Origin of the sequence: Haloprofundus sp. MHR1, assembly GCF_005155585.1 — an archaeon.
Classification (GTDB): domain Archaea; phylum Halobacteriota; class Halobacteria; order Halobacteriales; family Haloferacaceae; genus Haloprofundus; species Haloprofundus halophilus.
Genome location: NZ_CP039833.1, coordinates 1,917,204 through 1,941,907, shown reverse-complemented (window position 1 = coordinate 1,941,907; position 24,704 = coordinate 1,917,204). Strand labels below are relative to the sequence as shown.

The following is a 24,704-nucleotide window of genomic DNA, read 5'->3' as shown; positions in this document are numbered from 1 at the left end:
ATGAGTACCGACGAACACGAAGACATGAGCGACCACCCGAGCAGACCGGGGCCGGAGGAGTCCGCCCCCGCCGAATCGCTACCGGGCGTCCCCCGAATCGACGACCCGCGACCCGGCACGCCGCTGACCGAGGACTTCGTCACCGGCACCGCCAACGACCCGGAGGTAGGGTCGGCGGGACCGGAGATGAACACCGTCACCGTCGACGGCGAACCCATCGCGTTGCCGCCGGGGTCGACGCTGCTCGACGCCGTCGAGGCGCTCGACACCGAGGGCTACGTCCCGGCGCTCTGCAGCTACGACCGCGACACCGAGCAGGGCGACAACGTCGGCCCGCGCTCGGAGTGCCGGACGTGCGTGGTCGAGACCGACGAACACGGTCTCGTCCCCTCGTGCAGCTTCCCCGCCGAGGACGGCCTGACGGTCCGGACCGACGCCGCCGACGCGAAGGAGGCGCGCGACGTGAACCTCGACCTCGTGCTGTCGAACCACAACCTCCGGTGTACGACCTGCGGGCAGAACGGTCGGTGCGAACTGCAGGACGTCTCCATCGACAACGGGGTTCAGGAGCCGCGTTACGGCGTCTTCGACGACCGAGACGAGTACGAGCCGCTCGACGACACGTCGTCGGTCATCCAGATAGACCGCAACAAGTGTATCCTCTGTAACCGCTGCGTCGAGGCCTGCAACGACGTGCAGGTCGAGGGCGTGCTCCGAATCGAGGGGCAGGGACCGGATACCCGAATCGGCTTCCAGAGCGACGCGGAGACGATGGCCGACTCCACCTGCGTCTCCTGCGGCCACTGCGCGACGGTCTGTCCGACCGGCTCCCTGGTCGAGAAGGGACTCGCGGACACGACGACGCTCCCGTTCCCGGGGTTCACCCAGAAGAACTCCATCGGGAAAGTCATCGAACACGAGATGGCGGAGACGGCGGACACCTCGCCGTCGCCGAACCGCCGCGTCCCCGGCGAGTTCGAAGGACTCGACGACGGAGCGGACGCGGAACTGGCCGAGAAGTCCGGCGTGGCGCGCTTCATGGCGAAGGCGAAGCGGAGCGCGCAGTCGGCGGCGAGTCGCGTCGCCGAAGATTCGCTGGTGCGAGCAGAACACGTCGCCGAGGGAGCGGCGGCGAACACCCTCGAAGTCGGCCAACTGTTCGACGTCGCCAAGGTCGTCAGCACCGGCCGGATGCAGCGCGTCACGAAGGCCGAGACGACCTGTCAGTACTGCGCCGTCGGCTGTCGATTCGAACTGTACGGCAAGGACGGCGAGGTGCTCGGCGTCCGGCCGGCCGACACCGACGCCACCCCGGCGAACGACTTCTCGACCTGCGTGAAGGGGAAGTTCGGCTACGAGTTCGTCGACAGCCCGAATCGCTTGAAGACGCCGCTCGTCAAGGAGGACGGCGAGTTCCGCGAGGCGTCGTGGGACGAGGCGCTCGAGTTGGTCGTCGACCGACTCTCCGAGATACAGGCCGAACACGGCGACGACGCCGTCGCCGTCACCTCCTCCTCGAAGGCGACCAACGAGGAGAACTTCCTCAACCAGAAGTTCGCCCGACAGGTGCTCGGGACGCCGCACGTCGACAACTGCGCGCGACTCTGTCACTCCTCGACGGTGTCGGGACTGAAACAGACCGTCGGCTACGGGGCGATGACCAACAGGATAAACGAGGACGTCGGGAAGACCGACTGCTACCTCGTCACGGGGTCGAACACCACCGAGAGCCACCCCGTGCTGGCGACGCGCATCAAACAGAACGTCCGAGACGGTGCGGAGCTCATCGTCTTCGACCCGCGGAAGATCGGCCTCGCCGAGCACGCCAGCCAGTACACCCGGACGCAGCCCGGCCAGGACATCGCGTGGCTCAACGGGATGGTCCGCCACATCATCGCGGAGGACCTCCACGACCGCGAGTTCATCGAGGAGCGCACGACCGGCTTCGAGGAACTGAAGGCGAAGGTCGAGCCGTTCACCCCCGAGAAGGTCGAGGAGCTCGCGGGCGTCGCCCCCGAGGATTTGAAGCGCGCCGCCGAGACCGTCGCCAACGCCGACACCTGCATCTTCGGCTGGGCGATGGGGATGACCCAGCACGCCCACGGGACGCGGAACGTGCTCGCCATCACGAACCTCGCGCTCGTCACCGGCAACCTCGGCAAGCCGCGAGCCGGCCTCTCGCCGTTCCGCGGGCAGAACAACGTCCAGGGCGGCGGCGGCGACATGGGGCCCGCGCCCCACAACCTGCCGGGTTACCAGGACCTCACCGACGACGACGTGCTCGACAAGTTCGAGGACGCCTGGGGCGTCCGCCCGCCGTCGCAGATCGGCCTCTACCTGCCCGAGCAGTACGAGGCCATCCACGACGGGAACATCCGCGGGATGTTCGTGATGGGCGAGAACCCCGTGCTGTCGGAGCCGGACATCCGCGAGGCCGAGGAGGCCGTCGAGGAGCTCGACTTCCTCGTCGTGCAGGACATCTTCCTCACCGAGACGGCCGAGCACGCCGACGTGGTGCTGCCGGCGGCCTCCGCCGCCGAGAAGTACGGCACGTTCACCAACACCGAGCGCCGAATCCAGATGGTCCGCCCGGTCGTCGAACCGCCGGGCGAGGCGCGGACCGACATGGAGATCCTCTCGGAGCTCGCCGGTCGCTTCGGCTACGAGTGGGAGTACGACGGCCCGGCGGACGTGATGGACGAGATCGCGTCGCTCGTCCCCATCTACGGCGGCGTCAGCTACGACCGCCTCGAATCGAAGCCCGACGGCCTCCAGTGGCCCTGCGAGGACGCAGAGGACCCCGGTACGCCGTACCTCTACGAGGAGGAGTTCAACTTCGACGACGGCCTCGCACGGTTCGTCCCGGCCGACTACGCCGGCCCCGTCGAGATGCCCGACGAGGAGTTCCCGCTGATGCTCACCACGGGGCGGGTGCTCTACCACTGGCACACGGGGACGATGACCCGGCGCGTCGAGGCGCTGATGCACCACGTCCCCGAGAGCTTCGTCACCATCCACCCGAAGATGGCCGAAGACCTCGGCGTCTCCGACGGCGAGTACGTCCGCGTCGCCTCGCGCCGCGGCGACATCGTCGTGAAGGCGAACGTCGAGGAGACCTCCGACCCCGGCGTCGTCTTCATCCCGATGCACTTCGCGCAGGGGGCGGTCAACGAACTCACGCAGGCCGAACTCGACTCGACGTCGTTCATCCCCGAGTACAAGGTGACGAGCGTCCGCATCGCGCCGCTGGGAACCGACCCCGACGAGGAGCCGCTGACCCACGAGCGCCCCGACTTCGGGGCGGACGCCGACGAGGACCCCGAACGGGCCGGCGCGGACGATTAACTCGGCAACCCGAGCGCCGCGAGGTCGACGTGCTCGGCGACGAGGGCGGCGGCGCGGTCGTACGGCGACCGCGATTCGCCGTCCGTCGCCGGCGGTCGCTGCGTTCCGGCCGACGCGAACACCGAGTCCACGAACGCGCTTCTCGCGCGTTCGTTCTCGAAGAGGCCGTGGAGATACGTCCCGAGCACCCGTCCCGATGCCGCGCCCAGCGCCGCGGACGCCTCGCCGTCGCGCGAGAAGGGCGTCTCGACCGCCTGCGCGTCGGCGGCGGAGTCGACGGCGCGCGTCTCGCCGGCGTGAATTTCGTAGCCCGAAACCTCGCCGTCGACTCCCGAGAGCGGACCCGTACCGGTAACCGAGAGCGTCGACCGCTCGACGCGCTTGTCGGTCGTGAACGCGGTTTCGACCGGGAGGAGGCCGAAGCCCGCGAGTTCGTCGGGCGTCCCGTCGCCCGCGCCCTCGACGCCCGCGTTCGTGATTCGTTCGCCGAGCAGCTGGTAGCCGCCGCAGAGACCGACGACGGGGCCGTCGAACGCGGCGAGCGCCTCGTCGAAACCGGCCGCGCGGAGCGAGCGCAGGTCGTCGACGGTGTTCTTCGTTCCGGGCAGGACGATGGCGTCGGCGTCTCCGAGGTCGGCCGACGGCGGGACGTAGGCGACGCGGACGCCGGGCTCGGCCGCGAGCGGTTCGAGGTCGGTGAAGTTCGAGATTCGTGGCAGACGCGGGACGGCGACCGTCACGGTCGCCCCCGCCGGGAGTCCGTCGTCGTCGCCGACTGTCGTCCGCTCGCCCGCGGCGGGCAGCGAGACGCTGTCCTCCTCCGGGAGACCGGGGTCGTCGTAGGGGAGGACGCCGAGGACCGGGACCCCGGTGCGCGACTCGAAGGCGTCGAGACCCGGGTCGAGCAGCGAGACGTCGCCGCGGAACTTCGTGATAACCGCGCCGACGACGCGCTCGCGGAGGTCGTCGGGCAGGAGTTCGAGCGTCCCGACGAGGCTGGCGAAGACGCCGCCGCGTTCGATGTCGGCGACCAGAAGGATGTCGGCGCTCCGCGGCTTCGCCGCTCCGCCCCGGTTCGTCTCCGACGAGTCGCCCGCGAACCGAGCCGTCTCGACGTTCGCCAAGTCGCGGTGGTGGAGGTTGATCTCGGCGATGGAGCCGGCGCCCTCGGCGACGACCACCTCGTGGTCGGCGGCGAGGCGAGCGTGGGCCGCTTCGGCGGCGTCGCGGGCGCGCTCCCAGTGCTCCTCGTAGTAGCTTCCGGCCGCGAAGTGGCCGACCGCGACGCCGTCGACGACGAGTTGGGACTCGCCGTCGCCGCGGGGTTTCAAGAGGACGGGGTTGTGGTCCGTGGTCGGCGGAACGCGGGCGGCGCGCGCCTGCACGTACTGCGAGACGCCGACCTCGCCGAAGGCGTCGCGCCCGCGGGCGGCGTCCTCCCCGTCGACGACGGCGGGCGACCGGGGGACCGCACGCGCGTTGTTGCTCATGTTCTGCGCCTTGTAAGGTGCGACGGAGACGCCGCGGTCGGCGAGGTGACGGCAGAGCCCGGCGGCGACAGTGCTTTTCCCGACGTGGGAGGCGGTTCCGGCGACGAGGAGCGTTCGGGCCATCGTTCGACGTCTCGGGCGAGGCGGCGGCGGCCCAAGAACGTATCCCCCTCGTCGGAGGGGATACTGTGTCTTCTGTGCCACTAACTACTTAGGTGACAGCGTTAACGTGCTCACCTTCTCAGAAGTACCAATGAGTTCAGATGCGGTGGACCTGGCGGCCTGGGCCGGGGACGGGGTGCCGGACGACGACTCGCGAGACACGCTCTTCGCGACGCTCGCCCACGAACTTCGACGGGAGACGGTGTCTGCCCTCCTCGACGAGCGGGCGCCGCTGCAGGTAGCGGAGCTGGCGACTCGCGTGACCGAGGCGACGGCCGGGCGAGCCGAGGCGGACGACCGCACGCGCGTGTACGTCGCGCTCGTCCACAACCACCTGCCGACGCTCGAAGCAGCGGGGTTCGTCGTCTGCGACACCGACGCCGACTCGTCGACGGTGGAAGCGAGCGGGGAACTCGTTGCGTACCGCCGCGCGGTCGAGGCGGTGCTCTCGGCGGCCAGCGACCGGTCGCCCGACGACGCCTCCGGCGAACTGACGGCGCTCGCCGACCGCCGGCGGCGGGCCGTTCTCGCCGCGCTCGACGGCTCGCCGTCGCTCTCGTTGGCGGAACTCGCGTCGCGCGTCGTCGACCGTGAATCCGAGACAGACGCCGATGCGGACTCCATCGAGCGTCTCGAAGCCGAGGTTCGGACGGCGCTGCACCACGTCCACCTCCCGAAACTGGTCGGTGTCGACTTCGCTCGCTACGACCCCGAGACCCGGACGGTCGAGCGGGGCGACAGCGAGTTCGTCGACCGCCTCAGCGACGCCGCGTTCCCGTCGGTCGAGTGGTGATTTTGGCCACCGAGTGGTGATTTTGGCCACCGAGCGGTGATGCTGTCCGTCGAGTGGTGAACGGTCGCTACCGGCCAACATCGGCTCGGTGGCAACGGCATCTCGCCGGCCGAGGGAGATTTCGGTAGGTACGGTACGTTAGTACTCGGTCCCCCGCCGTGCCCGCTGCCCGGCGTCGATGGGGTGTTTCTCCTTGCCGACGCGCGTCACGAGGTCCGCGGCGTCGTAGACGTACTCGGGTTCGGTGTGGCTCCCCGTCAGCACCAGTTCGAGGTTCTCGGGTTTCGCGTCGACGAGGGCGAGCACGTCCGCCTCGTCGAGGAGTCCCTGGTCGACGGCGTACAGCACCTCGTCGAGGACGAGCAGGTGAACGCCGTCCTCGGGGGGGCCGTCGAGCGGGAGCGGCGAGTCGAGGTCGGCGTCGTTCGCGGCGGCGACGAGTTCCTGCGCGCGTTCGAGTCCGCCCCGCGCCTTCGCGCGGTGGTCGTCGTCGTCGCTGCCGTCTCTGAGGCCGTGCCAGCCGTAGTGGCCGGTGTTCTCGTAGCTGAAGCCGGGCATCGCCGCGACGGCGTTGTACTCGCCGCGGACGGCGTCGACGCTGTCCGCGCCGCCCTTCATGAACTGGAGCATGTGGACGCGGAAGCCGTGACCCGCGGCGCGGAAACCCATCCCCATCGCCGCCGTCGTCTTCCCCTTCCCGTCGCCCCACCACACCTGCACGAGGCCGAACTCCTCGGGGGCGCTCGGTTCGATGGTGCGGGCTTCGGGTGTCACGCCGCGGCCGGGGGTGTTCTTTCGCAGTTCGTCTTTCGAGGTGGTGTCGTCTGTCATCGATAATCGGTCATCGGTCGCCGGTCAGTTCGAGATAGAGCGCCGCGCTCCACGAGAAGCGGTCGCTTCCGCGCCCCGCGCCCGTCTCGGGGTTGAAGTACTCGCGGAACCCCTCGCGTTCGACGAGGCGGCGGCTGTCTCGGTCGATTCGGTCGGCGAAGTCGGTCGCGCCGTAGCGACGCAGGCCGTCGGCGACGAGCCAGTTCGTGTTTATCCAGACCGGGCCGCGCCAGTAGCGGTCGGGGTCGAACGCCTCGCCGACGTAGGAGGGGACGGCGAACTCGTGGGCGAAAAAGTCGTCGCGGAGCGTCCGACGGAGCCGTTCGAACTGCTCGTTCGTCGGAATCTCGCCGAACAGCGCGGCGAGTCCCGCGACGGAGTTCGCTTCGAGCTTCCGGTCGCCGACGCGGTCGTAGGAGACGAACGTCCCCGACTCCTCGTCCCAGAGTCGGTCCCGAATCGCCTCGCGGGACCGGTCGGCCTGCTCGCGCCACGTCGTCGCCGCCGTGTCGTCGCCGCGGGCGACCGACAGCGCCGCGAGGTCGTCGCAGGCGCGGACGAAGATGGCGTTCGTCAGCGCGTCTTCGACGAGGAACGGACACGACTCGCGGAGGGAGCGTTCGTCCCAGTCGGCGGCGCGGGCCGAGCGCACGAGCGAGACGTAGCGGTCGTAGTCCCAGTCGCTCGGTCGCTGGTCGGCCAACTCGTCGGACTTGCGGTCCTCGCGTTCGTACTCGACTTCGCCGGGGTCGAACGCCGCCAGCGGCTCGGTCCACGCGGGCGAGTCGTCCATCCCCGTCTCCCACGGGTGGCGGACGTAAACGACTGCATCGTCGAACGACCGCTCGCGGACCCACCACTCCAGGTGGCGTTCCAGCGCCGGATAGACGCAGTCGAGAAAGTCGTCGTCGCCGGTCGCCTCGTAGACGCGCCGGGCCGCGGGGACGACCATCGGCGGTTGGGTGATGCCGCTGGTGGCGACCCCGTCGACGTCGACGCCCCACTCTTCTGGCCCGGGGAAGTAGCCCTCGGCGTCGGTGTGGAAGACGATGTGCGGGAGCAAGCCGTTCTCCCACGTCGCCGCGCAGAGCGACTTTAGCTCCTCTTTCGCCGCCTCCGGTTCGACGCCCGCGAGGCCGAGCGCGATGAAGGCGGAGTCCCAGTTCCACTGGAAGGGGTAGAGCGTCGCCGACGGGATGGTGTAGCCCTCGGCGCGGTTCGACCGGAGCACGTCGAGTGCCTCGGTTCGGCGCGTTGCCGTGTCGGTCGTGCGGTCGTCTCTCATGAGTGCGTAGTGCACACCGTCCCGCGAGTAGCTATCGGTTCCGACGACCACGTTCGACCTCATCAGGGGAAAGTCAAGTAGCCATTTGACAGTACAGAAGAGGTTTATCACCTCCCCAAGACGGTCGGGCATGGACCTCCACCGACGCCGCCTACTCGGACTCTCCGCCGCCGGATTAGCTGGGTTAGCCGGCTGTGCGACGTTCGCCGCCGAATCCGCCGACCCTGCTGACCCCGCCGACCCCGCCGACCGAGCGACCTTGACGCCGCAGGACGGAGACGAAACGCCGACCGACGACGAGGAACGACCCGCGTACGCCGAAGGTATCCCGGATCTCGACTGGACGGACATCGTCGACCTCGAAACCGCGCCGCTGACGCTCGCACTCTCGTCGACGAGTTACAGCACCCACGACGAAGCACAGGTCTTCCTCTGGTTCGAGGAGACGGCGACCGAGGAACATCCCGCGAAGATTCGCGCGCGACTCGTGAACCAGAACGACTTCCCCAACACCTTCAGACTGCCAGAGACGCCGCCGTTCGGGCAGGTGAATCGGTTCAGCGACGAACCACGAAAGCCGGGCGAAGAGTACGCCGGCCACGAGGGCAGGAATCGAGTCGAACTCGTCCTCGCTCCGACCGAGAACCACGAACTCGTGGAGACCGCCACGAAGTACGAACTCGCCGACGACGGTACGTGGCGACTCGCGTCGGACTCGCCCAGAATCGAGTTTCCGAAGACGGTTCAACTCGAACCCGGCGAGTACGTCGACGGCGAGTACGTCCTCGTTGGGCGACCGCAGGGCGTCGAGTACGGCCGCCCGACCGGCACGTACAAGTTCTGGTCGCTCGACGACGGCTTCGAGATTACCGCGTGGGAGACCGACTCGCCGGGCCCAAACGAAGAATCCCGCTTCGCCGGAACGGACCTCCCGCCGCTCTCCGAGGAGTCGGAAGTCGCGTGGTACCACGATGCAGACGAGTCGACTCCCTCGTACGTACTGCCCGAACGCGAAGAGACCGACCTGCCCACAGCGGTTCGGTTTACGTTCGTCAACCACGACCGCGAGTCGACATCTTGCGGGCACTGGAACCTGTACAAGCTGGTCGATGACGAGTGGTTTCACATTGGACCACGAGCACACTTCACAATCTGTCACAGTCTTCGGGCCGGCGGCACGGTCACGTGGACGCTCCAGGCGTTCCACGGAGAATCAATTCCGCCCCACGAGAGCCGAAGTCTGAGTATCGGCCACATCGGCGGCGGGACGTACGCTGCGGTCGCGGGCTACGGTCACGCGACGCCAGAGAGCGGTGCACTACTCGAAATCGATGCGCCGAACGTGGAGATTACGCCGACCGACGACGTGGAACGCGAACGCGACGGTGAGACGATGACACTGACTGCCCCCGAGTACGGCGCGGCCCACGAACACACGGTGGACGCGACGCTCACCGTCACCGAGACGGAGAAGGAACCCGACCGGACGCTCGTCGCCGAGCAAGTGATGCAGGAGCCGTATGGCCCACTTCGCAATGTCGTCGCGGAGTTCGAGCGCGGAGACAACGTCGAACGCGTCGTGATGCGGACCGACGGTTACGGGGCCAAGGACGTCCTCGGGCCCGAGGAATCGCGTCAGCGTATCCGAGTCCGCGGAACGACGTACGAACTAGTGGCGGAGCGAGACGAGGAGTAAAGACGGCAGAGACGGCGTCAATCACCGGACGCTTCGCCGCTGCCGAGTCGTCGCCACCTCGTCGACGAACCGGTCGAACGTCCCGCTCTCGGGGTGGACGTGCGCGTAGGTGCCGAGCGTTCGATACTCCATCAGGCCGTCGTGGTCGCCGTCGATTCCCTTCCCGCGAACCACGTCGAACGCGTACCGGGCGTCGGTCGCCGGGTCGGCCTCCGAGTAGTGGAACTCGTGAGCGCGGAGCGTCCGCCCCTCGGGGCAGGTGAGCGCCTCTTCCTTCCCTCGGAGTTCGACGTGGTCGAGCGCCTGATACCGGTCGCGCATCGTCACGTCGGCGGGCAGGATACCGGCCATCTCGTGCGTCTCGCCGTCGACGGTCGTCAGCGACTCCGAGAGGGCCATCAGCCCGCCGCACTCGCCGAGCACCGGCAGTCCGTCGGCGGCCCGGTCGGCGAGCGTCGACAGCGCGGGGCCCGCCGAGAGGTCAGCGGCGTGCAGTTCCGGATAGCCGCCGGGGAGGTAGACGCCGTCGCAGTCGGGGAGGTCGTCGCCCGCGACGGGTGCAAACGTCACGACCTCGGCGCGCTCGCGGAGTCGCTCGCGCGTCGCCGCGTAGACGAACCGGAAGGCGTCGTCGCGGGCGACGGCGATTGTGGGCCGGCCGTCGGCGTGAGCGGCGTCGTCGGCGCGAGTGGACGCGTCGTCCTCGGCCTCGACTGACGCGAACCACTCCGGTTCTCGCGCCGCGTCGACGAGCGCCTCGACGCGGATACCCTCGGCCGCCGCGTCGAGCGCCTCGGCCGACAGCGGCGACTCGTCGCCCATCTCCAGCCCGAGGTGACGTTCGGGGATTTCGAGGCCCTCGCGCGGCGGAATCCGGCCGAAGTAGGTGAGGTCGTCCGGGAGCGCCTCGCGGATGCCCGCCTCGTGTCGTCCTTCGTGCGCGCGCGAGGCGAGGACGCCCGCGACGTCGGTATCGAACCCGGCGCGCGCGGCGTACTCGCGGAAGCCGAGCGCCGTCGCGGCGACACTCTCCATGCCGGCGCTGGCGTCGACGACGAGGACGACCGGCAGGTCCAGCGTCTCGGCGACGCGGGCGGTGCTGGTGTCGCCGTCGTAGAGACCCATCATCCCCTCGACGACGCAGATGTCTCCACTGCCGCGGGCGTAGTTGCGGCGCATCCCCGACTCGCCTTCGAGCCACGGGTCGAGCGTCCGCGAGGCGCGCCACGTCGCCGCCTCGTGGTGACTCGGGTCGATGAAGTCCGGCCCGGCCTTCGCCGGTTGGACGACCCGTCCGGTCCGCTGCAGCGCCCGACAGACGGCGAGCGTCGCGACGGTCTTTCCGACGCCGGAAGCGACTCCGGCGATGACGACTCCGTTCATATTCTACTCTAGTGGTTTTACTGCAACTGTATTTGAGTTGTTCGGTGGAGTACCGTTCAGGGGGGTCTGTTCGGTGGAGTACTGCTCGCGTGAGGGTTCTTCGGAGGGGCGGTTTAGGGAAGAATCGACGGCGACTGTCGGGCGCACCGAGATGCCTCACCCTCCCCAGCCGACTCCTTCGCTCGCGCTCCGCGCTCGCTCAGTCGCCCCTCGCGCATTTCTCGGGCGGACGGAACCGCCCTCCGGCGCGCGCCCGAGCGCCGGTTTGTCGGCGCGACCACTCGCGTGGGGGGAGCCGGACGCGTCTGTGTACCCGACGAGGTCGGGGGAGGTCCGAGGCGGGCGTGGCGGTGCGGGCTCTCGGTGTGCTTGGAAGCTGTGTCCGACTCGGTGAACGTACTCTCGAACTCGGTTCAGTCCCGAATGTTATGTCGTTTCCCCGTGAACTCGGTGTCGTGCAATTGAACGGACAGACGGCACTCGTCACCGGCGCGGCATCGGGAATCGGCAGAGCCACCGCTTCGAGACTCGCGGAGGCGGGCGCGCACGTCGTCGTCACCGACGTCGACACCCGCGGCGGCGAGGAGACGGTCGACCGAATCGAGAGCGACGGCGGGAGTGCGGCGTTTCACGAACTCGACGTGCGCGACCGCGAAGCGTTCGTCTCCGTGGTCGAAGCCGTCGACGAGGAGTCCGGTCTCGACGTGCTCGTCAACAACGCCGGCGTCGGTCACGTCCCGAAACCGGTCGAAGACCTCACCGAAGCCGAGCGCGAGTTCGTCTTCGACGTGAACGTCACCGGCGTCTGGAACGGTTGTGCCGCCGCCTTGCCGACGATGAAGGCCCGCGAGTCGGGCGCTATCGTCAACGTCGCGTCGCTCGCGGGCGTCATCGGGTCGCCGCACCTCGGCGCGTACTCGCTGTCGAAGGGCGCGGTCGTCAACTTCACGCGCACCGTCGCCGTCGAGGCAGGTCCCCACGGCGTCCGCGCGAACGCCGTCTGTCCGGGATTCGTCGAAGGCGGCCTCGGCGAGCAGTATTTCGACTCCTTCGACGACCCCGAAGCGGCGCGCGAACGCTCCCGGCGGGGCTACGCGCTCCGCCGCCTCGGCGAACTCGACGAAGTCGCCGACGCCATCGCCTTTCTCGCCAGCGACCAAGCCTCCTTCGTCACCGGCGAGTCGCTGATGGTCGACGGCGGCTTCTCGATTCAGTGACCGCGTCACTCGACGGCCGCCTCCGGTTCGAGAGCTCCAGACTCGCTTACGCCTCCGTCGCGTCGTCCTCCAGCGACTTCCAGAAGAACGTCGCGGCGACGACGGCCGAGAAGCCCCACACGAGCGTCTGCGCGGGTTTTCCCTCGATGACGAACAGTCCCGCGACGACGAGCGCGAGGAAGAACCAGACGACGTGGAGGAGACGCGTGACGTCATGGCGGTAGTCCGTGCTGAGTCGCCGCCGGTCAAATCCGTTTCGCTGAGCGGTGACGACTCGGTGGACGTCCCGACCCGCGCTCACTCGATTTTCGAGACGTCCGCCCGTTCGTCGGTGACGACGCCGTAGGGTGCGTCGTCGACGCCCGTCGGCATCGCCTCGTCGGCGTAGCGCGACTGCAGCGACGCGACGACGGCGTCGCGCACGCAGGCCCGCGTCGCCGCGCCGACGTCGGTCGAACTGCCCGAGAACCGCGACGGGTCGCCCGACGGGTCGCAACCGACGACGACGGCGTCGCTGGTCGTGCCCGGGACACCCGCCACCGCGAGCAGCGTCGCCGCCTTCGCCTCCGCGACGACCGTCAGGAGGTTGGTCAGCGCACCGGGTTCGAGCGCGCGCCTCGTCCCGACGAGGAGGTTCACCGTGCCGGGACGGGGCGGCGAGTCGGCGTCTGCGTCTCGGCCTGTCGTCGCATGAGTCGTCGCGGGAGTCGTCGCCGTCACCGGCAACGCCGCCGGATTCGACACGCCCGCAGTCGCCACGACGTCGACCGAACCGAGTCGGGCTCGCCGCGCGTGGCGCATCTCGACGCCCGTGAGAAGCGTCGGTCCGGGGTCGTCGAAGCCGACCGCATCGCGTCGCTCGCGGGCGAACGCCGCGAGGTCGGTCCGCGAGAAACCGTCGGGGACGGTGACGTTGTACGCGGCGGCGGCGCGCGACTCGCCGCCGTCGAAGCCCGACGAGAGCCAGCGCGCGTTCGGACGCGAGAAGCGGAGCACGCCGTCTCTGACCGTCGCCTCGAAACGGGGGTTAGACATCCGCCAGCGCGTCGAGCAGTCGATCGTTCTCGCGTTCGCGCTTGACCGCGACGCGGACGTGCGAGTCGAGGCCGCGGAACGTCGTCGCGTCGCGGACGGCGATGCCCTCTGCGCGCGCGGCGTCGACGACGTTCGACACCTCGCGCCGCCCGACGTCGAAGAGGAGATACGGCGCGTCGGAGGGGTAGACGTCGAACTGCCGAGAGAGCGCCGCGCGCATCCGTTCGCGCTCGCGCTCGACCCGTTTTCTCGTCTGCTCGACGAACTCGGTCTGTTCGAGGCAGTGCGCGCCGACTGCCGCGGCGGGCGTTCCGAGCGACCACGCCATCCGCGCGGTGTCGAGTCGCTCTCTGAGGTCGCCGGTCGCCGCCGCGAACCCGACGCGGAGCCCCGGAAGACCGTACATCTTCGTCAACGAGCGGGCGACGACGACGCCCGGTTCGCCGGCCATGCTCGAAAGCGAGGTGAAGTCGAGAAACGCCTCGTCGACCAGAAGCGTCGTGTCCGTCTCCCGACAGCGGGCGGCGAACGAGCGGAGTCGGTCGGGGTCGGCCGCCTCGCCGGTCGGATTGTTCGGCGTACAGACGACGACGGCGGCGTAGTCGACGGGGTCGGCGTCGAGCAGTTCGTCGTGGTGCAGAAAGCGCGGGTCGCCGCCCTGCAGGCGAACCTCGCGGGCGTACTCGCCGAAACTCGGCGCGGGAATCAGCACCCGGTCGCCGGGGCGCACCGTCACCGAGAGCGCGAGTCGAATCGCCGCGAGCCCCCCCGGCGTCGGAATCACCGACCGCGGTTCGCAGCCGACGGTTTCGGCCGCCGCGGTGCGGAACTCGCAGTAATCGGAGGGGTAGCGCCGAGCGACCGACAGCGCCGCGTCGTAGACGCCGACGACGCCCGGCGGGCGCTCCGGGTTCGTGTTGGCGCTGAAATCCAGAACGGTCGGGTCGTCGACGCCACCGTGCGGCACCCGCTCGACGGTTTCGACGGCCTCAGGGTCCATGTGCACCACCCGCGGCGTCGACCACCTTAACTGTTTTTTCGGCGACGCGTTCCAACTCGCCCGCGCGGTCGGCGAGCAGCAGCGCGCCGCCCATCCCCGCGCCTTCCTTGCCTTCCCCCGCGGCGTACCGCGAGAGCGCGTCGTCGCGTTCGCCGAACCCCGGGTCGGTGACGACCAGTTCCGCGTCGAGCGAGTCCGCCGCGGCCGTCAGTGCGGGAACGTCGTCGGCGAGGTAGCTCGTCGTCGCCAGCGTCAGCGGGCCGGTGACGCCCTCGTGTCGGACCACGGCGGCGGCCGCGAGCATCTGGGTTCCGCCGCCGAGAGTCACGTCCTTCCCGGCGTCGAGCGCGCCCGCGACGAGTCCGGCGACGACGGCCAACACCGGATCGCCCATCGCCCGCACCGCCAACAGCGGTTCGTAGGCGAACTCGCCGATGTCGATGCCGCTGGCGTCGAGTCCCTCCGCGACGACCGACGATTTGAGCTCCATCGGGTTCTCGGGGAACGACGAGGAGACGGTCCACTCCTCGCCGAGCGCGCGGAGCGTTCCGAGTGCCGTCGTCGTCCCGCCGGGAATCGTCTCGCCGACGACGAGCTCCTCGTCGGGCAGCGTCCGGCCTAGCCGGCGGGCGGCGAGAAACGACCCGGGGGCGGTCGGCACCGGGTCGGCCTCGCGGACGTCGCGGCCGCGCTTCGCACCGACGCTCACCGTCGGCGCGCCCGTCGGCACCGAGAGCCCGGCGTCGACGGCGAGGAAGTCGAGGTCCAAAAGCTCCCGAACCGCCCGCGTCACGGCCGCCGGCGTGGGACACCCCGTCGGACTCACCGGCAGTTCGGGCGCGCGGACGAGCGAGCCGTACTCGACGAGTTCGAGGTCGGCGCTCGGCGTGTGCGCCAGAAGCTCCGAGTCGGCACCGGCGGCGCTGATGCCGTCGATTTTCGCGGTGTCGGTCGCGCCGGCGACGAGTATCAGTCGCACAGCGCCTCCGCGAGGGCGATGTCCGGCGGGCGGTTCACGTTCACGGCGAGTCGGGCGTCGTAGCTCACGTGTACAGTCTCCTCTCCGACCGCGACGACGTTTAGCCCCGTCGGAGCGAGATTTCGTCCGTCGGAGTCGAACGTCGTGTCCGCGCTCGCCCCCAGACGCCGTTTCAGCGCCTCGGGAACGCAGACCGTGACCGAGCGAGCGTCGCCGCTCGCTTCGTCGGCCGTCGCGACTCCGAGCGCGTCGTCCACGTGCTCGGCGGCGAGAAGCGGCAGGTCGGCGGCGACGGTGACCACGGGTCTCCCGACGCGTTCGAGCGCGTACTGGAGGTCCTCGACGTAGCCGTCGCCGGGCGCGTCGAGAATCCGCAACTCGTCGGCGTCGGCGGCGTCGGAAGCGTCGGCGGCGGCCGCGAGGTGCTCGCGCGTCTCCGGCGCGTGCGGCGAGACGACGGCGCGAATCACGTCGACGCGACTCGCCGACAGCGCCGCGAGCACGCGGTCGACCATCGGACTCCCCGCTATCTCGACGAGCGGCTTCTCCGTCTCGCCACCGAGTCGCGAGCCTCGCCCGCCGCACATCAGAAGAGCGTCGAAGCGGCTGTCCACGCGACCACCCCCGCGTGGAGGCCGACGACGCGCCCGAGTTCGTTCGTCGCGCCGAGGGCGTCACCCGACACCCCGCCGACCGCACCCCTCGCCCACCGGCGGACCAGCAGCGCGACGGCCGGTCCCGACAGCAGCGCGCAGACGAGTGCGGGCGTCGCCGACGACGGCGCGACCAGCACTGCGGGGAGCGCGACGGCGGCGACGGGCAGCAGTCCGGCGGCGTCGTTCTCGGCGACGACGGCCGAACCCAGTCCCTCGTGAACGGGCGTGCCGAGACAGGCCAGAAGCGCCATCCCCGCTTTCGCGCCGACTTCCGCGGCGACGACGATGCGGAGGGCGACGGCCGGACTCCCCGTCGCGGTCGCGAGGCCGAACGCACCGAGCGCGAGCGCGACCACCGAGAGCGCGAGCGCGAGCGCGCCGCCGACGCCGGTCTGCGAGTCCTTCAGCGCGTCGAGGCGACGCGCTGTATCACCGTGGACGACCGCGGCGTCGCCGACGTCCGCGAGGCCGTCGGCGTGGGTGATTCCGGTCACGAGGTAGAGCGTCCCGAGATACATCGCGGCGACGGTGCCAGGTTGCGAAACTGCGGAGAGCAGGGTGAACGGGAGCGCCGCCAGCGCGCCGACGAGGTAACCGACGAGCGGAAATATCGCGGGCGTGGCCCGGAACGCGTCCCACTCGCGTTCGCCGCCGCCGACCGGCAGGCGCGTGAGGAACGCGACGCCGCCCCGCAGCGCGCTCAAACCCACGCTGCCACCTCCGATGCGAGGACGACGACGGGGACGCGGTCGGCCAACAGCGTCGCCGCGAGCGCGAGGCCCCAGGCGAACCCGCCCGCGACGGCGACGACGCGGATGCCGTAGTCGGCGTCGGCGGGCGTCGGGAGCGCGACGTTCCGGTTCAGCACGTAGACGTCCGGTTTGTCGAGGCGGACGTCCAGCACCGCCGCGAGCGTCGCCATCGGCCACCCCGAGTTCGGCGACGGAGGGGCCCGAGCCCACTCGCGTGCACGCGAGAGCGCACCCACGTCGCCCGCGGCGGCGGCGACGAGAACTGCGCTGAGGCGGGCCGGGAGCCACATCACCGCGTCGTCGAGTCGCGCTGGCGCCCAACCGACCGGCTTGTGTCGATAGCCGAGCATCGAGTCGAGCGTGTTCACGGCCTTCACCCACGCCGCCCCGGCCGCCGCGAGCGGGAGCGACAGCGGCGCGAGGAGCGCGAACGCCAGAAGCGGGGCGACGAGCCCGTCGGCGAGGTTCTCGGCGACGCTCTCGACGGCCGCGCTCCGCAGTTCGCCCGAGGAGAGGTCGGTCGGGTCGCGTCCGGCGAGCGCGCGAAGGTTCCGCCGAGCCGTCTCGGGGTCGGTGTCGCTGTCCTCGACGACGCCCCCCGCCGCGTCCAAGAGCATCCGGAGACTCGTCGTCGAGAAGAGCGCGAACCCGGCGGCGACGAGCGCGGCCGTCGACCCGACCAACGCCGCGAAACCGACGACGCCCGCCGTCGCCCCGGCGGCGACGAGCGGGAGCGCGAACGCCGCGGCGACGCCGACGAACTTCGGTCGCTGCCACCGTCGGTCGACCGGCGCGACGAGTCGACCGAACAGCGCGACCGGATGGCCGCGGGACGGCGGTTCGCGGAGCGTCCAGTCGAGGGCGGCCGCGAGTACGACGGCGCCGCTCGCGGCCGACAGCATCACTCCGCCCCCGTACTCGGGCCGTCGCCCGCGGGCGTTCGCTCACCGTCGCCCGTGGGCGTCCGTTGGAACCGTTCGACGAGCGCGGCGAGCGGCGTCTCGGCGACGTCGACGAACTCGCCGCCGAGGGCTTCGACGCCGCCGTCGGTCCGGGCGTCGTCGCCGACGTGGAGGAGGCTCTCGGGGGACGCGTCGAGCGCCGACGCGACGGTCTCGAACGCCCGCGCGTCGGGTTTTCGCCAGCCGCAGGCGACGCTCGTCACCGTCGCGTCGAAGGCGTCGTTCGGGACGGCCGACCGGATGAGCGTCCGGCGGACGAGTTCGGGGACGCTACAGTTCGACAGCAGACCGACGGGGCCGCGTTCGGCGGCGGCGGCGACGGCCTCGACCGCGTCCGGTCGGGTCCGCACCGCGGGGTCGAAGGCGTTGACGACGGCGCGGCGCGAGGCGTTGTTCGGCGCGTCGACGCCGCGGCTACCCAGCGCGGCGCTGACGTGCGCCGGGAGGGGAACCTCCGCGCCCTCGGGTGCGTCGATGTGGACCTCGCGGTACGCGTCGCCCCAGTCGTCGGGGACGGCGACGCCGGCGCGTTCGAGTTCGATGGCGACGGCGGCCGCGGGGTCCGACGGGTACTCCGCCTCGACGAGCGTCCCGAAGAGGTCGAACGTGACTGCCACTGCACGGTGATTGGCCAAATCGAACTTGAAGATACTGGTGCGAGGGCCTCGACCCGTCCGACAGGAACGACTGACAGACACGAGACGGATACAGACTCACGCCGGACACAATATTCCGGGTCAGAGTATGTGAATCTTAATCAACAGCTGCGGTACTACGTTTACGAGACAGATGTCCGGGAGAGCCAGGACGCGCCGGGTGGCGACGTGGGTCGTCGTCGCCGCGGTCGTTTTTTCGGCGGGGACGGTCGGAGCGACGACAGCGGAGACGCCGGACGGTTCCGGAGACGCGGTCGAACTCTCGGAGTGCACGTCGATATCGTCCGCCGGGACGTACGTAATCGGCGGAGACCTCCGAGCGAACGGGTCGGAGCCGTGTCTGCGCGTGACCGCCGACGACGTCCGAATCGTCGGCGACGGGCACGCGCTCTCGGGTGACGGCGACGGCGTCGGCGTCGTCGCCGACGGCGTGACGAACGTCACCGTCGAGAACCTCACCGTCACCGGGTTCGAGGCGGGCGTTCGCTTCCGCGGCGTCGACGGCGGGTCGCTCCGCGGCGTGGCCGCCGTCGCAAACGCCGACGACGGCGTCCAACTCCGTTCGACGACCGGCGTCCTCGTCGTCTCGACGCGCGCCGACGGGAACGTCGACGACGGCATCGTCCTCGACGACGCGGACGACAACCGCATCGAGAGCAGCGCGTTCCGTCGCAACGGCGGCGACAACGGCGGCGACGGCGTCCTCCTCCGGAACGGGTCCGACGACAACGTGATCCGACTCAGCGTCGCCGACGAGAACGTCGACGACGGCATCGACCTGGACAACGCCAGCGGCAACCTGCTGGAGTCGAACCTCGTCCGCGAGAACGTCGGGTTGGAGAACGCCGACGGTATCGAACTGCGCGACGCCGACGACAACGTCATCCGCCGCAACACGGTCCGGAACAACCTTGACGACGGCATCGACCTGGCCCGCTCGGACGGCAACGCCGTCTCCCGGAACACCGTCACCGGAAACCGGAACGACGGCATCCCGGTCGGCGTCGCCGATAACAACCGCATCGTCGGGAACGTCGTCCGCGACAGCGGCAGCGACGGTATCCTCCTGCGGGGCGAGGCGTCGAACAACCTCGTCCGGTCCAACACGGTGACCGACAGCGCCCGCGACGGGATTCTGCTCCGCCTCGGCGCCCGCGGGAACCGCATCGTCGGCAACACCGTCACCGACAGCGCCCGCGACGGCATCGTGCTCAGAAACGCGACGGCGAACGTCGTCCGCGGGAGCGTCGTCCGCGACAACGCCGACGACGGCATCGAGATCGACTACGGCGGCGACCGGAACCTCGTCCAGCGCAACGACGTGTTCGACAACGGAGCCGAGGGCATCAGACTCCACCGGTCATCGGGGACGCGGCTCCTCGACAACCGGGTGTGGCGCAACGGGGCCGACGGCATCAACGTGACCGACGCCCGCGGCGCGGTGCTCGTGCGCAACGTCGCCAACGGGAACGCCGACAACGGCGTCGAACTCACGCGCGTCACGGCGTCGGCCGTCGTCGAGAGCACGACCAGAGAGAACGGCGCGAACGGCATCAGACTCGACCACGTCCGGCGCGTCGTCGTCGCGCTGACCGACGGCGACGACAACGGCGACGGCGACGTGACCGTCGTCGAATCCGCGAACGTGTGGACTATCGACCGCTCGGACCCGCGGTCGGAGCCGGCGGTGCTCGAAGCGCTGATTCGGCGGGTGACGGGGTTGGACGTGTCCGTGTAGCGAGGGGAAGCGAACGCGACGCGGCTACCGGATGACGTTCGATTCGAGGTCCCGCGGGAAGAACGTCAGCCACTCGGTGCCGCGTTCGGTGACGGCGACGGTGTCGGAGTGGCGGTAGCCGAACTCGTCGGTGTAGATGCCGGGTTCGATGGTGTACACCTGTCCGGGGGCCATCTCGGCGTCGGCGGGGTCGTCCTGCGCCTCGTCCCAGCCGCGGTCGATGTACGGCGGTTCGTGGCCGCCGAGGCCGATGTTGTGGCCGACGTGGTGCTGGGCGAGGTCGGTCACGCCCTGCTCTTCGAAGTAGTCCCAGACGACCTGGTCGACGTGGCTGATGGAGACGCCCGGGCCGAGTGCCTCGATGGCGATGGTCTGCGCTTCGAGCATGAGTTCGAAGTAGTGCGCTTGCTCGTCGGTGGGCTCGCCGACGAACATCGTCCGCTCCAGTTCGGAGTGGTAGCCGTCGACGTTCGCGGACGCGCCGGTGATGAGCACGTCGCCCTCGGAGAGTCGCTCGTTCGGGGTGTGGCCGTGCGGGAGCGCCGTCTCGGCGCCGCTGATGTAGCCCGCGTGGACGGGGCCGTCGCCGCGGACCCGAACCGAGTAGCGGTCGCCGAGCGTATCGAGCATCGCGCGGGAGGCGTCCGTCGACGCCCGCTGGCTGACCGTCGCCGGATGCGCGCCGACCTCGGTGTAGTCGGCCAGGTAGCGGTGGCCGAGGTTCGCCCACTTCGCCGACTCGCGGATGAGGTCGACCTCGGCGTCGGTCTTCTCCCAGCGCATCCGGTCGACCCAGCGCTGGGACTCGACGTCGAGGAACTCCGAGAGCTTCGGCCCCTCGTAGCCCATCACGCCGGGCGCGCCGTCTCCGTCGGCGGCGACGGCGTCGACGCCCATCCCGCGGAGCATCGAGACGGCCGTCTTCAGCGGTTCGCCGCCGGGGTAGTCGAAGTAGTGGTGGACGGCGTCGATTCGTGGATTGGGTTCGACGCGCTCGACTTCGAGTCGCGGCACCGTGATTTCGATCCGGTTCGGCGTCACCGCGAGGACGACGGGTCGTTCGGTCTGGATGTGGTGGAAGCCGGTGAGATACTCGATGCTCGTCGCGCCGAACCAGACGCCGGCGTCGGCGTCGGTGTCGGCGAGCGCGCCGCGGATGCTGTCGAGGCGCGCTTCGAACTCCGATGGAGGAAGTCTGGTCGCCATGCAGCCACCTTCTTTTCGGCCCTCAAAAGGGTGGGGATGGGTGACGCCGCCTTCCGGAATCTCCCGCCTCAGTTCGCGTTCGTGTTCGACTCGTCGTCGACGACGTCCTCGGCGATCTCCTGCAGTTCGCGGTCGGGGTTGTACTCGTTCTCGCCGCCGGCTTCGCCGGTGACCTCGCCGTAGACGGCCTCTCGGACCTCCTCTGCGGACTCGTACTCCTCGTCCTGTCCGAGTCGGTCGAAGACGCTCCCGAGCGACTCCGTCTCGTTCGGCATGTCGTCGGGCTGACCGCCGTACTCCTCGGCGAGTTCCTCGCCGCGAACCGGGAACTTCTGACCTTCGAGGTGACGGTCCATCTCGTCCATGATGTTCTCGACGGTGTCCGCGCGCTCGTCTTTCCGCTGCCGGGAGCTCTCGATGACGCTCTCGTGGCTCGGGTCGGTCCGGGGGTTCTCGTCGGGTTCGTCGGCCATGGCTCACGGTACGGCGCGGAGTCAAAAAGGCGTAGTGGCGGGGGGCGGCGAGCCGACGTCGCGGGTTAGAGGTCGACGCTCACCCAGTCGCCGTCGCCGCGGGCGGACTCGTAGGCCGCCTCGGTGACCGCCGTGACGCGGAGGCCGTCCATCGGCGTCGCGGGTGGGGCCGTCCCCTCCCGGATGGCGCGGACGAACGACTCGGCTTTGTTCGGGTGCGACCGACCGCCGAGATACGGCGTATGCGTCGTGCTGTCGGCGTCAATCTCCGTGAGTTGGCGGTCCTCCCACTCGCGGCCGTCGAGATACACCGCGCCCTCGTCGTCCCAGATGTGGATGTGTTCGCGCGTGCACGGGGTCTTCCCGTACACCGAGACGCTGGCGTTGGCTCCCTCCTCGAACTCGATCCACAGCTCCGCGCGCTCGTCGACGCGCTCCTCGTCGTCGACGAACGTCATGTCCGCGCGGACGGCCGTCGGCGTGAGGTCCGTCGTCCAGAGGATGGCGTCGAGGATGTGGCTCCCGGTGTCGTAGAGGTAGCCGCCGCCGCTGAGGTCGGGGTTCGCGCGCCAGGTCCCGCTGAAGCGGTCGACCCAGTCCTGGCTGATCTCGGCGGTTATCCACCGCGGCGTCCGCTCGGACTCCGTCCACAGCTCTCGCGCTTCGACGAACGCCGGATTGAGGTGGCGCTGGTAGCCGACCATCAGCACTTCGTCGGCGTCGAGCGTGCGCTCGTAGAGGTCCTTCGCCTGCTCGAAATCCGTCGTTAGCGGCTTGTCGCAGAGGACGTGGAGGCCGCGTTCGAGCGCGGCGACGACCTGGCCGTAGTGGAGCGTGTGCGGCGTGCCGATGAGAACTGCGTCGAGGTTCTCGCCGTCGAGCATCTCCTCGTACTGTTCGTAGCGCGCCTCCATCGGCACGGAGAACTGTTCGCCCGCGTCGGTGCGGGCGGACTCGGCCACGTCGCACACCGCCGCGACCCGGGCCTGCGGGTGGTGGTCGAACTCGTCGCCGACGGTCGTGCCGATGTAGCCGAGACCGACGATACCTACTCGAATCGGGACGTCGCTGTGTGTCTTCTCCGACATCGTGACCTGACTGAGTACGACGACGAGTACGATAGTCGTTGGGACAGTTCCCGGAGTTGTCGGGACTCCGTGACGACACCGGCCGGCCGGCTACCAGCGGTGGTGGACGTGGTCGCGGACGTACGCGTCGTACACCTCGCGGACGCGTTCGTGCTGCCGGGCCGACGGTTCGGGGAGGTCGGCGGCGGCGACGTTCTGGCGGACGTGTTCGGGACTGGTCGACCCGGGGATGACGGTGCTCACGGCGTCGAACGAGAGAATCCAGCGGAGCGTGAACTGCGCGAGCGTCGCGTCCTCCGGCACCGCCGGTTCGAGTTCGTCGGCGGCGCGAACGCCCGTCTCGAAGGGGACGCCGGCGAACGTCTCGCCCACGTCGAACGCGTCGCCGTCGCGGTTGTAGTTGCGGTGGTCGTCCTCGGGGAACTCGTCGTCGACGGAGAGCGTTCCGGTGAGCAGTCCCGACGCCAGCGGCACGCGGACGATGACGCCGACGCTGCGTCGGGCGGCCTCTCGGAAGAACAGTTCGGCCGGTCGCTGTCGGAACGGGTTGAAGATTATCTGGACCGTCTCGACGCCGTCGTACTCGATGGCTTTCAGCCCCTCTTCGACCCTCTCGACGCTGACGCCGTAGTGGTCGATCTTTCCGGCTCGCTTCAGGTCGTCGAGCGCCTCGAACACCTCGGGTCGATAGTACACCTCCGTCGGCGGGCAGTGCAACTGGAGCAGGTCGAGCGAGTCGACGCCGAGATTGTCGCGGCTCCGGTCGACGAACCGTTCGAGGTTCCCGTGCGTGTAGCCGTCGGCTCCGTGCGGGTCGAGACGCCGACCCGCTTTCGTGGCGACGGTCACGTCGTCGCGGGCGTCTGCTTCGTCCAGCACCTCGGCGATGCGCCGCTCGCTCGCGCCGTCGCCGTACACGTCGGCGGTGTCGACGAAATCGACGCCGGCGTCGAGCGCCGCACGGACGGCTTCGCGGCCCTCCTCCTCGCTCACGTCGCCCCAGTCGCTGCCGATGTTCCACGTTCCGAGTCCGATTTCGGTCACGTCGTAACCGGTGGTGCCGAGTTCGCGGTGTCGCATGGTGTACCTGCGTGATAGTATCCGAACGCCGTAAGTGTCCGTACACCGGCATCGTCCGGCGTCGACTGGGCCCGACGGCGCGGCGGACGAACTGTCACGCTGAGGCACCGAACCCAGTGCTCAGGTGTACACGCATCTAACAGACGTCGTGGACCGATACGACACCGCCGAGGGCGACGAAGTTCGAGTGGAGTCCGAACACGGCGACCGTGTCGTCGCCGAGGACCTCTCACTCGCTGTTCGTCGTCGCCCGAGCGAGGGGTGGGTCGACGGCGTACTCACGACGAGTGCGCACGCCGACGTCGTTCACGAACTGTTCGCACTGGAGGAACCGTTCCGGATTCGGCTCGACCCCGCCGGGAGTGAGCGCCCGACGACGTTCGAGGGATGTCTCTTTCTGAGTTCGAGCGGTAAGTGGACGACCCCCGAGGGCGTTCGACGGAGATGACGCCGTTCGAGAGCCGTGGAAAGGCTGCTCGCTCCTCCCTCGTGAGCGAATCGAGAACCCCAGTCTCGCACTGTTCGCGGGAAAAGTCCGCTCTCTCCGTCCTCGTGAACGTAGTGAACGAGGGCTCGTGGCGAGCGAAAGCGAAGCCGCGGTGATTTGAACGAGCGAAGACGTTCCGGGCCGCTCACTACGTTCGCTCTCGGCCTGTGACTTCCGTGCTCAAATCGGGGAGAGCAGTCCTTCACATTCAGCACCGGTTCGCTCCGCTCTCGGCGCTGAAGTTCAGTCCGCTCTCCCCGATTTGAACGGGGGACAAGCCGATCTACAGTCGGCTGCTCTGCCAGGCTGAGCTAAGAGCGGTGCCCTGTCGTACCGCATTCTCGGGTATAACGATTGCTGTTCGGCGCGATGTACGTGAACGAATGACGA

At 69.5% G+C, this 24,704-nt stretch carries 22 protein-coding genes and 1 tRNA gene; 6 read left to right on the top strand and 17 right to left on the bottom strand.

The window, feature by feature from the left end; all coding sequences use genetic code 11:
• On the top strand, positions 1 to 3,345 hold the full coding sequence (fdhF, locus tag FCF25_RS09825; RefSeq protein ID WP_137048494.1) for a formate dehydrogenase subunit alpha: 3,345 nt from the start codon (positions 1 to 3) through the stop codon (positions 3,343 to 3,345).
• On the opposite strand, the gene FCF25_RS09820 is transcribed toward fdhF, so the two are convergent.
• On the bottom strand, positions 3,342 to 4,958 hold the full coding sequence (locus tag FCF25_RS09820) for a cobyric acid synthase (protein WP_137048493.1): 1,617 nt from the start codon (positions 4,956 to 4,958) through the stop codon (positions 3,342 to 3,344). The two genes, fdhF and FCF25_RS09820, sit on opposite strands and share 4 nt — an antisense overlap.
• 130 nt (positions 4,959 to 5,088) lie before the next feature.
• On the opposite strand from FCF25_RS09820, the gene FCF25_RS09815 reads away from it, so the two are divergent.
• Positions 5,089 to 5,790: a hypothetical protein gene (locus FCF25_RS09815; RefSeq protein WP_137048491.1), complete on the top strand. Its 702-nt coding sequence runs from the start codon at positions 5,089 to 5,091 to the stop codon at positions 5,788 to 5,790.
• Positions 5,791 to 5,928: 138 nt separating this feature from the next.
• Here the strand turns inward: FCF25_RS09815 and FCF25_RS09810 are convergent, their stop codons facing one another.
• Positions 5,929 to 6,621, bottom strand: a complete 693-nt coding sequence (locus FCF25_RS09810) for a cob(I)yrinic acid a,c-diamide adenosyltransferase (protein WP_137048489.1) — start codon at positions 6,619 to 6,621, stop codon at positions 5,929 to 5,931.
• 10 nt (positions 6,622 to 6,631) lie between these two features.
• Positions 6,632 to 7,906, bottom strand: a complete 1,275-nt coding sequence (locus FCF25_RS09805) for an amylo-alpha-1,6-glucosidase (protein ID WP_137048487.1) — start codon at positions 7,904 to 7,906, stop codon at positions 6,632 to 6,634.
• A gap of 130 nt (positions 7,907 to 8,036) precedes the next feature.
• On the opposite strand from FCF25_RS09805, the gene FCF25_RS09800 reads away from it, so the two are divergent.
• The gene (locus tag FCF25_RS09800) at positions 8,037 to 9,602 is read left to right on the top strand and encodes a hypothetical protein (RefSeq protein ID WP_137048486.1); all 1,566 of its coding nucleotides are present in this window, start codon (positions 8,037 to 8,039) and stop codon (positions 9,600 to 9,602) included.
• Positions 9,603 to 9,623: 21 nt separating this feature from the next.
• On the opposite strand, the gene FCF25_RS09795 is transcribed toward FCF25_RS09800, so the two are convergent.
• On the bottom strand, positions 9,624 to 10,985 hold the full coding sequence (locus FCF25_RS09795; RefSeq protein ID WP_137048484.1) for a cobyrinic acid a,c-diamide synthase: 1,362 nt from the start codon (positions 10,983 to 10,985) through the stop codon (positions 9,624 to 9,626).
• Positions 10,986 to 11,440: 455 nt separating this feature from the next.
• Between FCF25_RS09795 and FCF25_RS09790 the strand changes: the two genes are divergently transcribed.
• Positions 11,441 to 12,202: an SDR family NAD(P)-dependent oxidoreductase gene (locus tag FCF25_RS09790; protein WP_137048482.1), complete on the top strand. Its 762-nt coding sequence runs from the start codon at positions 11,441 to 11,443 to the stop codon at positions 12,200 to 12,202.
• A 46-nt stretch (positions 12,203 to 12,248) separates the two neighbouring features.
• Here the strand turns inward: FCF25_RS09790 and FCF25_RS09785 are convergent, their stop codons facing one another.
• From FCF25_RS09785 to FCF25_RS09750, 8 genes are read right to left on the bottom strand one after another with little or no spacing between them, the layout of a single operon-like run.
• Positions 12,249 to 12,503: a hypothetical protein gene (locus FCF25_RS09785; RefSeq protein ID WP_137048480.1), complete on the bottom strand. Its 255-nt coding sequence runs from the start codon at positions 12,501 to 12,503 to the stop codon at positions 12,249 to 12,251.
• Positions 12,500 to 13,237, bottom strand: a complete 738-nt coding sequence (locus tag FCF25_RS09780; RefSeq protein WP_137048478.1) for an adenosylcobinamide amidohydrolase — start codon at positions 13,235 to 13,237, stop codon at positions 12,500 to 12,502. Before FCF25_RS09780 ends, FCF25_RS09785 begins: the two co-directional genes overlap by 4 nt.
• Positions 13,230 to 14,237 carry a threonine-phosphate decarboxylase CobD gene (cobD, locus tag FCF25_RS09775; protein WP_137048476.1) on the bottom strand — a complete coding sequence of 336 codons (1,008 nt, stop codon included), beginning with the start codon at positions 14,235 to 14,237 and terminating at the stop codon, positions 13,230 to 13,232. Before cobD ends, FCF25_RS09780 begins: the two co-directional genes overlap by 8 nt.
• Complete coding sequence (locus tag FCF25_RS09770; RefSeq protein WP_137048474.1) at positions 14,227 to 15,216, bottom strand: nicotinate-nucleotide--dimethylbenzimidazole phosphoribosyltransferase; 990 nt, start codon at positions 15,214 to 15,216, stop codon at positions 14,227 to 14,229. The genes cobD and FCF25_RS09770 overlap by 11 nt, the downstream gene beginning before the upstream one ends.
• Complete coding sequence (locus FCF25_RS09765) at positions 15,207 to 15,830, bottom strand: NTP transferase domain-containing protein (protein WP_394347876.1); 624 nt, start codon at positions 15,828 to 15,830, stop codon at positions 15,207 to 15,209. Before FCF25_RS09765 ends, FCF25_RS09770 begins: the two co-directional genes overlap by 10 nt.
• Positions 15,803 to 16,582, bottom strand: a complete 780-nt coding sequence (cobS, locus tag FCF25_RS09760) for an adenosylcobinamide-GDP ribazoletransferase (RefSeq protein ID WP_137048472.1) — start codon at positions 16,580 to 16,582, stop codon at positions 15,803 to 15,805. Before cobS ends, FCF25_RS09765 begins: the two co-directional genes overlap by 28 nt.
• Entirely contained in the window at positions 16,573 to 17,526 is a 954-nt protein-coding gene (gene cbiB / locus FCF25_RS09755; protein WP_137048470.1) for an adenosylcobinamide-phosphate synthase CbiB, read from the bottom strand. The genes cobS and cbiB overlap by 10 nt, the downstream gene beginning before the upstream one ends.
• Entirely contained in the window at positions 17,526 to 18,203 is a 678-nt protein-coding gene (locus FCF25_RS09750; RefSeq protein WP_117592665.1) for an HAD family hydrolase, read from the bottom strand. The genes cbiB and FCF25_RS09750 overlap by 1 nt, the downstream gene beginning before the upstream one ends.
• Before the next feature lie 172 nt (positions 18,204 to 18,375).
• Here FCF25_RS09750 and FCF25_RS09745 point away from each other — a divergent pair, with 172 nt between their 5' ends.
• Entirely contained in the window at positions 18,376 to 19,980 is a 1,605-nt protein-coding gene (locus FCF25_RS09745) for a right-handed parallel beta-helix repeat-containing protein (RefSeq protein ID WP_137048468.1), read from the top strand.
• 24 nt (positions 19,981 to 20,004) lie between these two features.
• Here the strand turns inward: FCF25_RS09745 and FCF25_RS09740 are convergent, their stop codons facing one another.
• The 4 genes from FCF25_RS09740 to FCF25_RS09725 all read right to left on the bottom strand — a co-directional run bounded on the left by FCF25_RS09740 (position 20,005) and on the right by FCF25_RS09725 (position 23,827).
• Complete coding sequence (locus FCF25_RS09740) at positions 20,005 to 21,186, bottom strand: Xaa-Pro peptidase family protein (protein WP_117592669.1); 1,182 nt, start codon at positions 21,184 to 21,186, stop codon at positions 20,005 to 20,007.
• A 68-nt stretch (positions 21,187 to 21,254) separates the two neighbouring features.
• Positions 21,255 to 21,659, bottom strand: coding sequence for a hypothetical protein (locus FCF25_RS09735; protein WP_137048466.1), 405 nt, complete (start codon positions 21,657 to 21,659; stop codon positions 21,255 to 21,257).
• A gap of 65 nt (positions 21,660 to 21,724) precedes the next feature.
• A complete protein-coding gene (locus FCF25_RS09730) occupies positions 21,725 to 22,747 on the bottom strand; it encodes a Gfo/Idh/MocA family protein (protein ID WP_137048465.1) in 1,023 nt (340 codons plus the stop codon).
• Positions 22,748 to 22,837: 90 nt separating this feature from the next.
• Positions 22,838 to 23,827 (bottom strand): aldo/keto reductase, encoded by a 990-nt coding sequence (locus FCF25_RS09725; protein ID WP_137048463.1) that lies wholly within the window; start codon positions 23,825 to 23,827, stop codon positions 22,838 to 22,840.
• 148 nt (positions 23,828 to 23,975) lie between these two features.
• On the opposite strand from FCF25_RS09725, the gene FCF25_RS09720 reads away from it, so the two are divergent.
• Complete coding sequence (locus FCF25_RS09720) at positions 23,976 to 24,275, top strand: hypothetical protein (protein ID WP_137048461.1); 300 nt, start codon at positions 23,976 to 23,978, stop codon at positions 24,273 to 24,275.
• 286 nt (positions 24,276 to 24,561) lie between these two features.
• On the opposite strand, the gene FCF25_RS09715 is transcribed toward FCF25_RS09720, so the two are convergent.
• Positions 24,562 to 24,635, bottom strand: a tRNA-Tyr gene (locus tag FCF25_RS09715).
• Between the last annotated feature and the right edge of the window lie 69 nt (positions 24,636 to 24,704).

Excerpts from the sequence above, each read along its gene's own strand:
- fdhF (WP_137048494.1), top strand. The coding sequence starts at position 1 with ATGAGTACCGACGAACACGAAGACATGAGCGACCACCCGAGCAGACCG.
- FCF25_RS09820 (WP_137048493.1), bottom strand. The coding sequence starts at position 4,958 with ATGGCCCGAACGCTCCTCGTCGCCGGAACCGCCTCCCACGTCGGGAAA.
- FCF25_RS09815 (WP_137048491.1), top strand. The coding sequence starts at position 5,089 with ATGAGTTCAGATGCGGTGGACCTGGCGGCCTGGGCCGGGGACGGGGTG.
- FCF25_RS09810 (WP_137048489.1), bottom strand. The coding sequence starts at position 6,621 with ATGACAGACGACACCACCTCGAAAGACGAACTGCGAAAGAACACCCCC.
- FCF25_RS09805 (WP_137048487.1), bottom strand. The coding sequence starts at position 7,906 with ATGAGAGACGACCGCACGACCGACACGGCAACGCGCCGAACCGAGGCA.
- FCF25_RS09800 (WP_137048486.1), top strand. The coding sequence starts at position 8,037 with ATGGACCTCCACCGACGCCGCCTACTCGGACTCTCCGCCGCCGGATTA.
- FCF25_RS09795 (WP_137048484.1), bottom strand. The coding sequence starts at position 10,985 with ATGAACGGAGTCGTCATCGCCGGAGTCGCTTCCGGCGTCGGAAAGACC.
- FCF25_RS09780 (WP_137048478.1), bottom strand. The coding sequence starts at position 13,237 with ATGTCTAACCCCCGTTTCGAGGCGACGGTCAGAGACGGCGTGCTCCGC.
- cobD (WP_137048476.1), bottom strand. The coding sequence starts at position 14,237 with ATGGACCCTGAGGCCGTCGAAACCGTCGAGCGGGTGCCGCACGGTGGC.
- cbiB (WP_137048470.1), bottom strand. The coding sequence starts at position 17,526 with ATGCTGTCGGCCGCGAGCGGCGCCGTCGTACTCGCGGCCGCCCTCGAC.
- FCF25_RS09745 (WP_137048468.1), top strand. The coding sequence starts at position 18,376 with ATGTCCGGGAGAGCCAGGACGCGCCGGGTGGCGACGTGGGTCGTCGTC.
- FCF25_RS09740 (WP_117592669.1), bottom strand. The coding sequence starts at position 21,186 with ATGGCGACCAGACTTCCTCCATCGGAGTTCGAAGCGCGCCTCGACAGC.
- FCF25_RS09735 (WP_137048466.1), bottom strand. The coding sequence starts at position 21,659 with ATGGCCGACGAACCCGACGAGAACCCCCGGACCGACCCGAGCCACGAG.
- FCF25_RS09730 (WP_137048465.1), bottom strand. The coding sequence starts at position 22,747 with ATGTCGGAGAAGACACACAGCGACGTCCCGATTCGAGTAGGTATCGTC.
- FCF25_RS09725 (WP_137048463.1), bottom strand. The coding sequence starts at position 23,827 with ATGCGACACCGCGAACTCGGCACCACCGGTTACGACGTGACCGAAATC.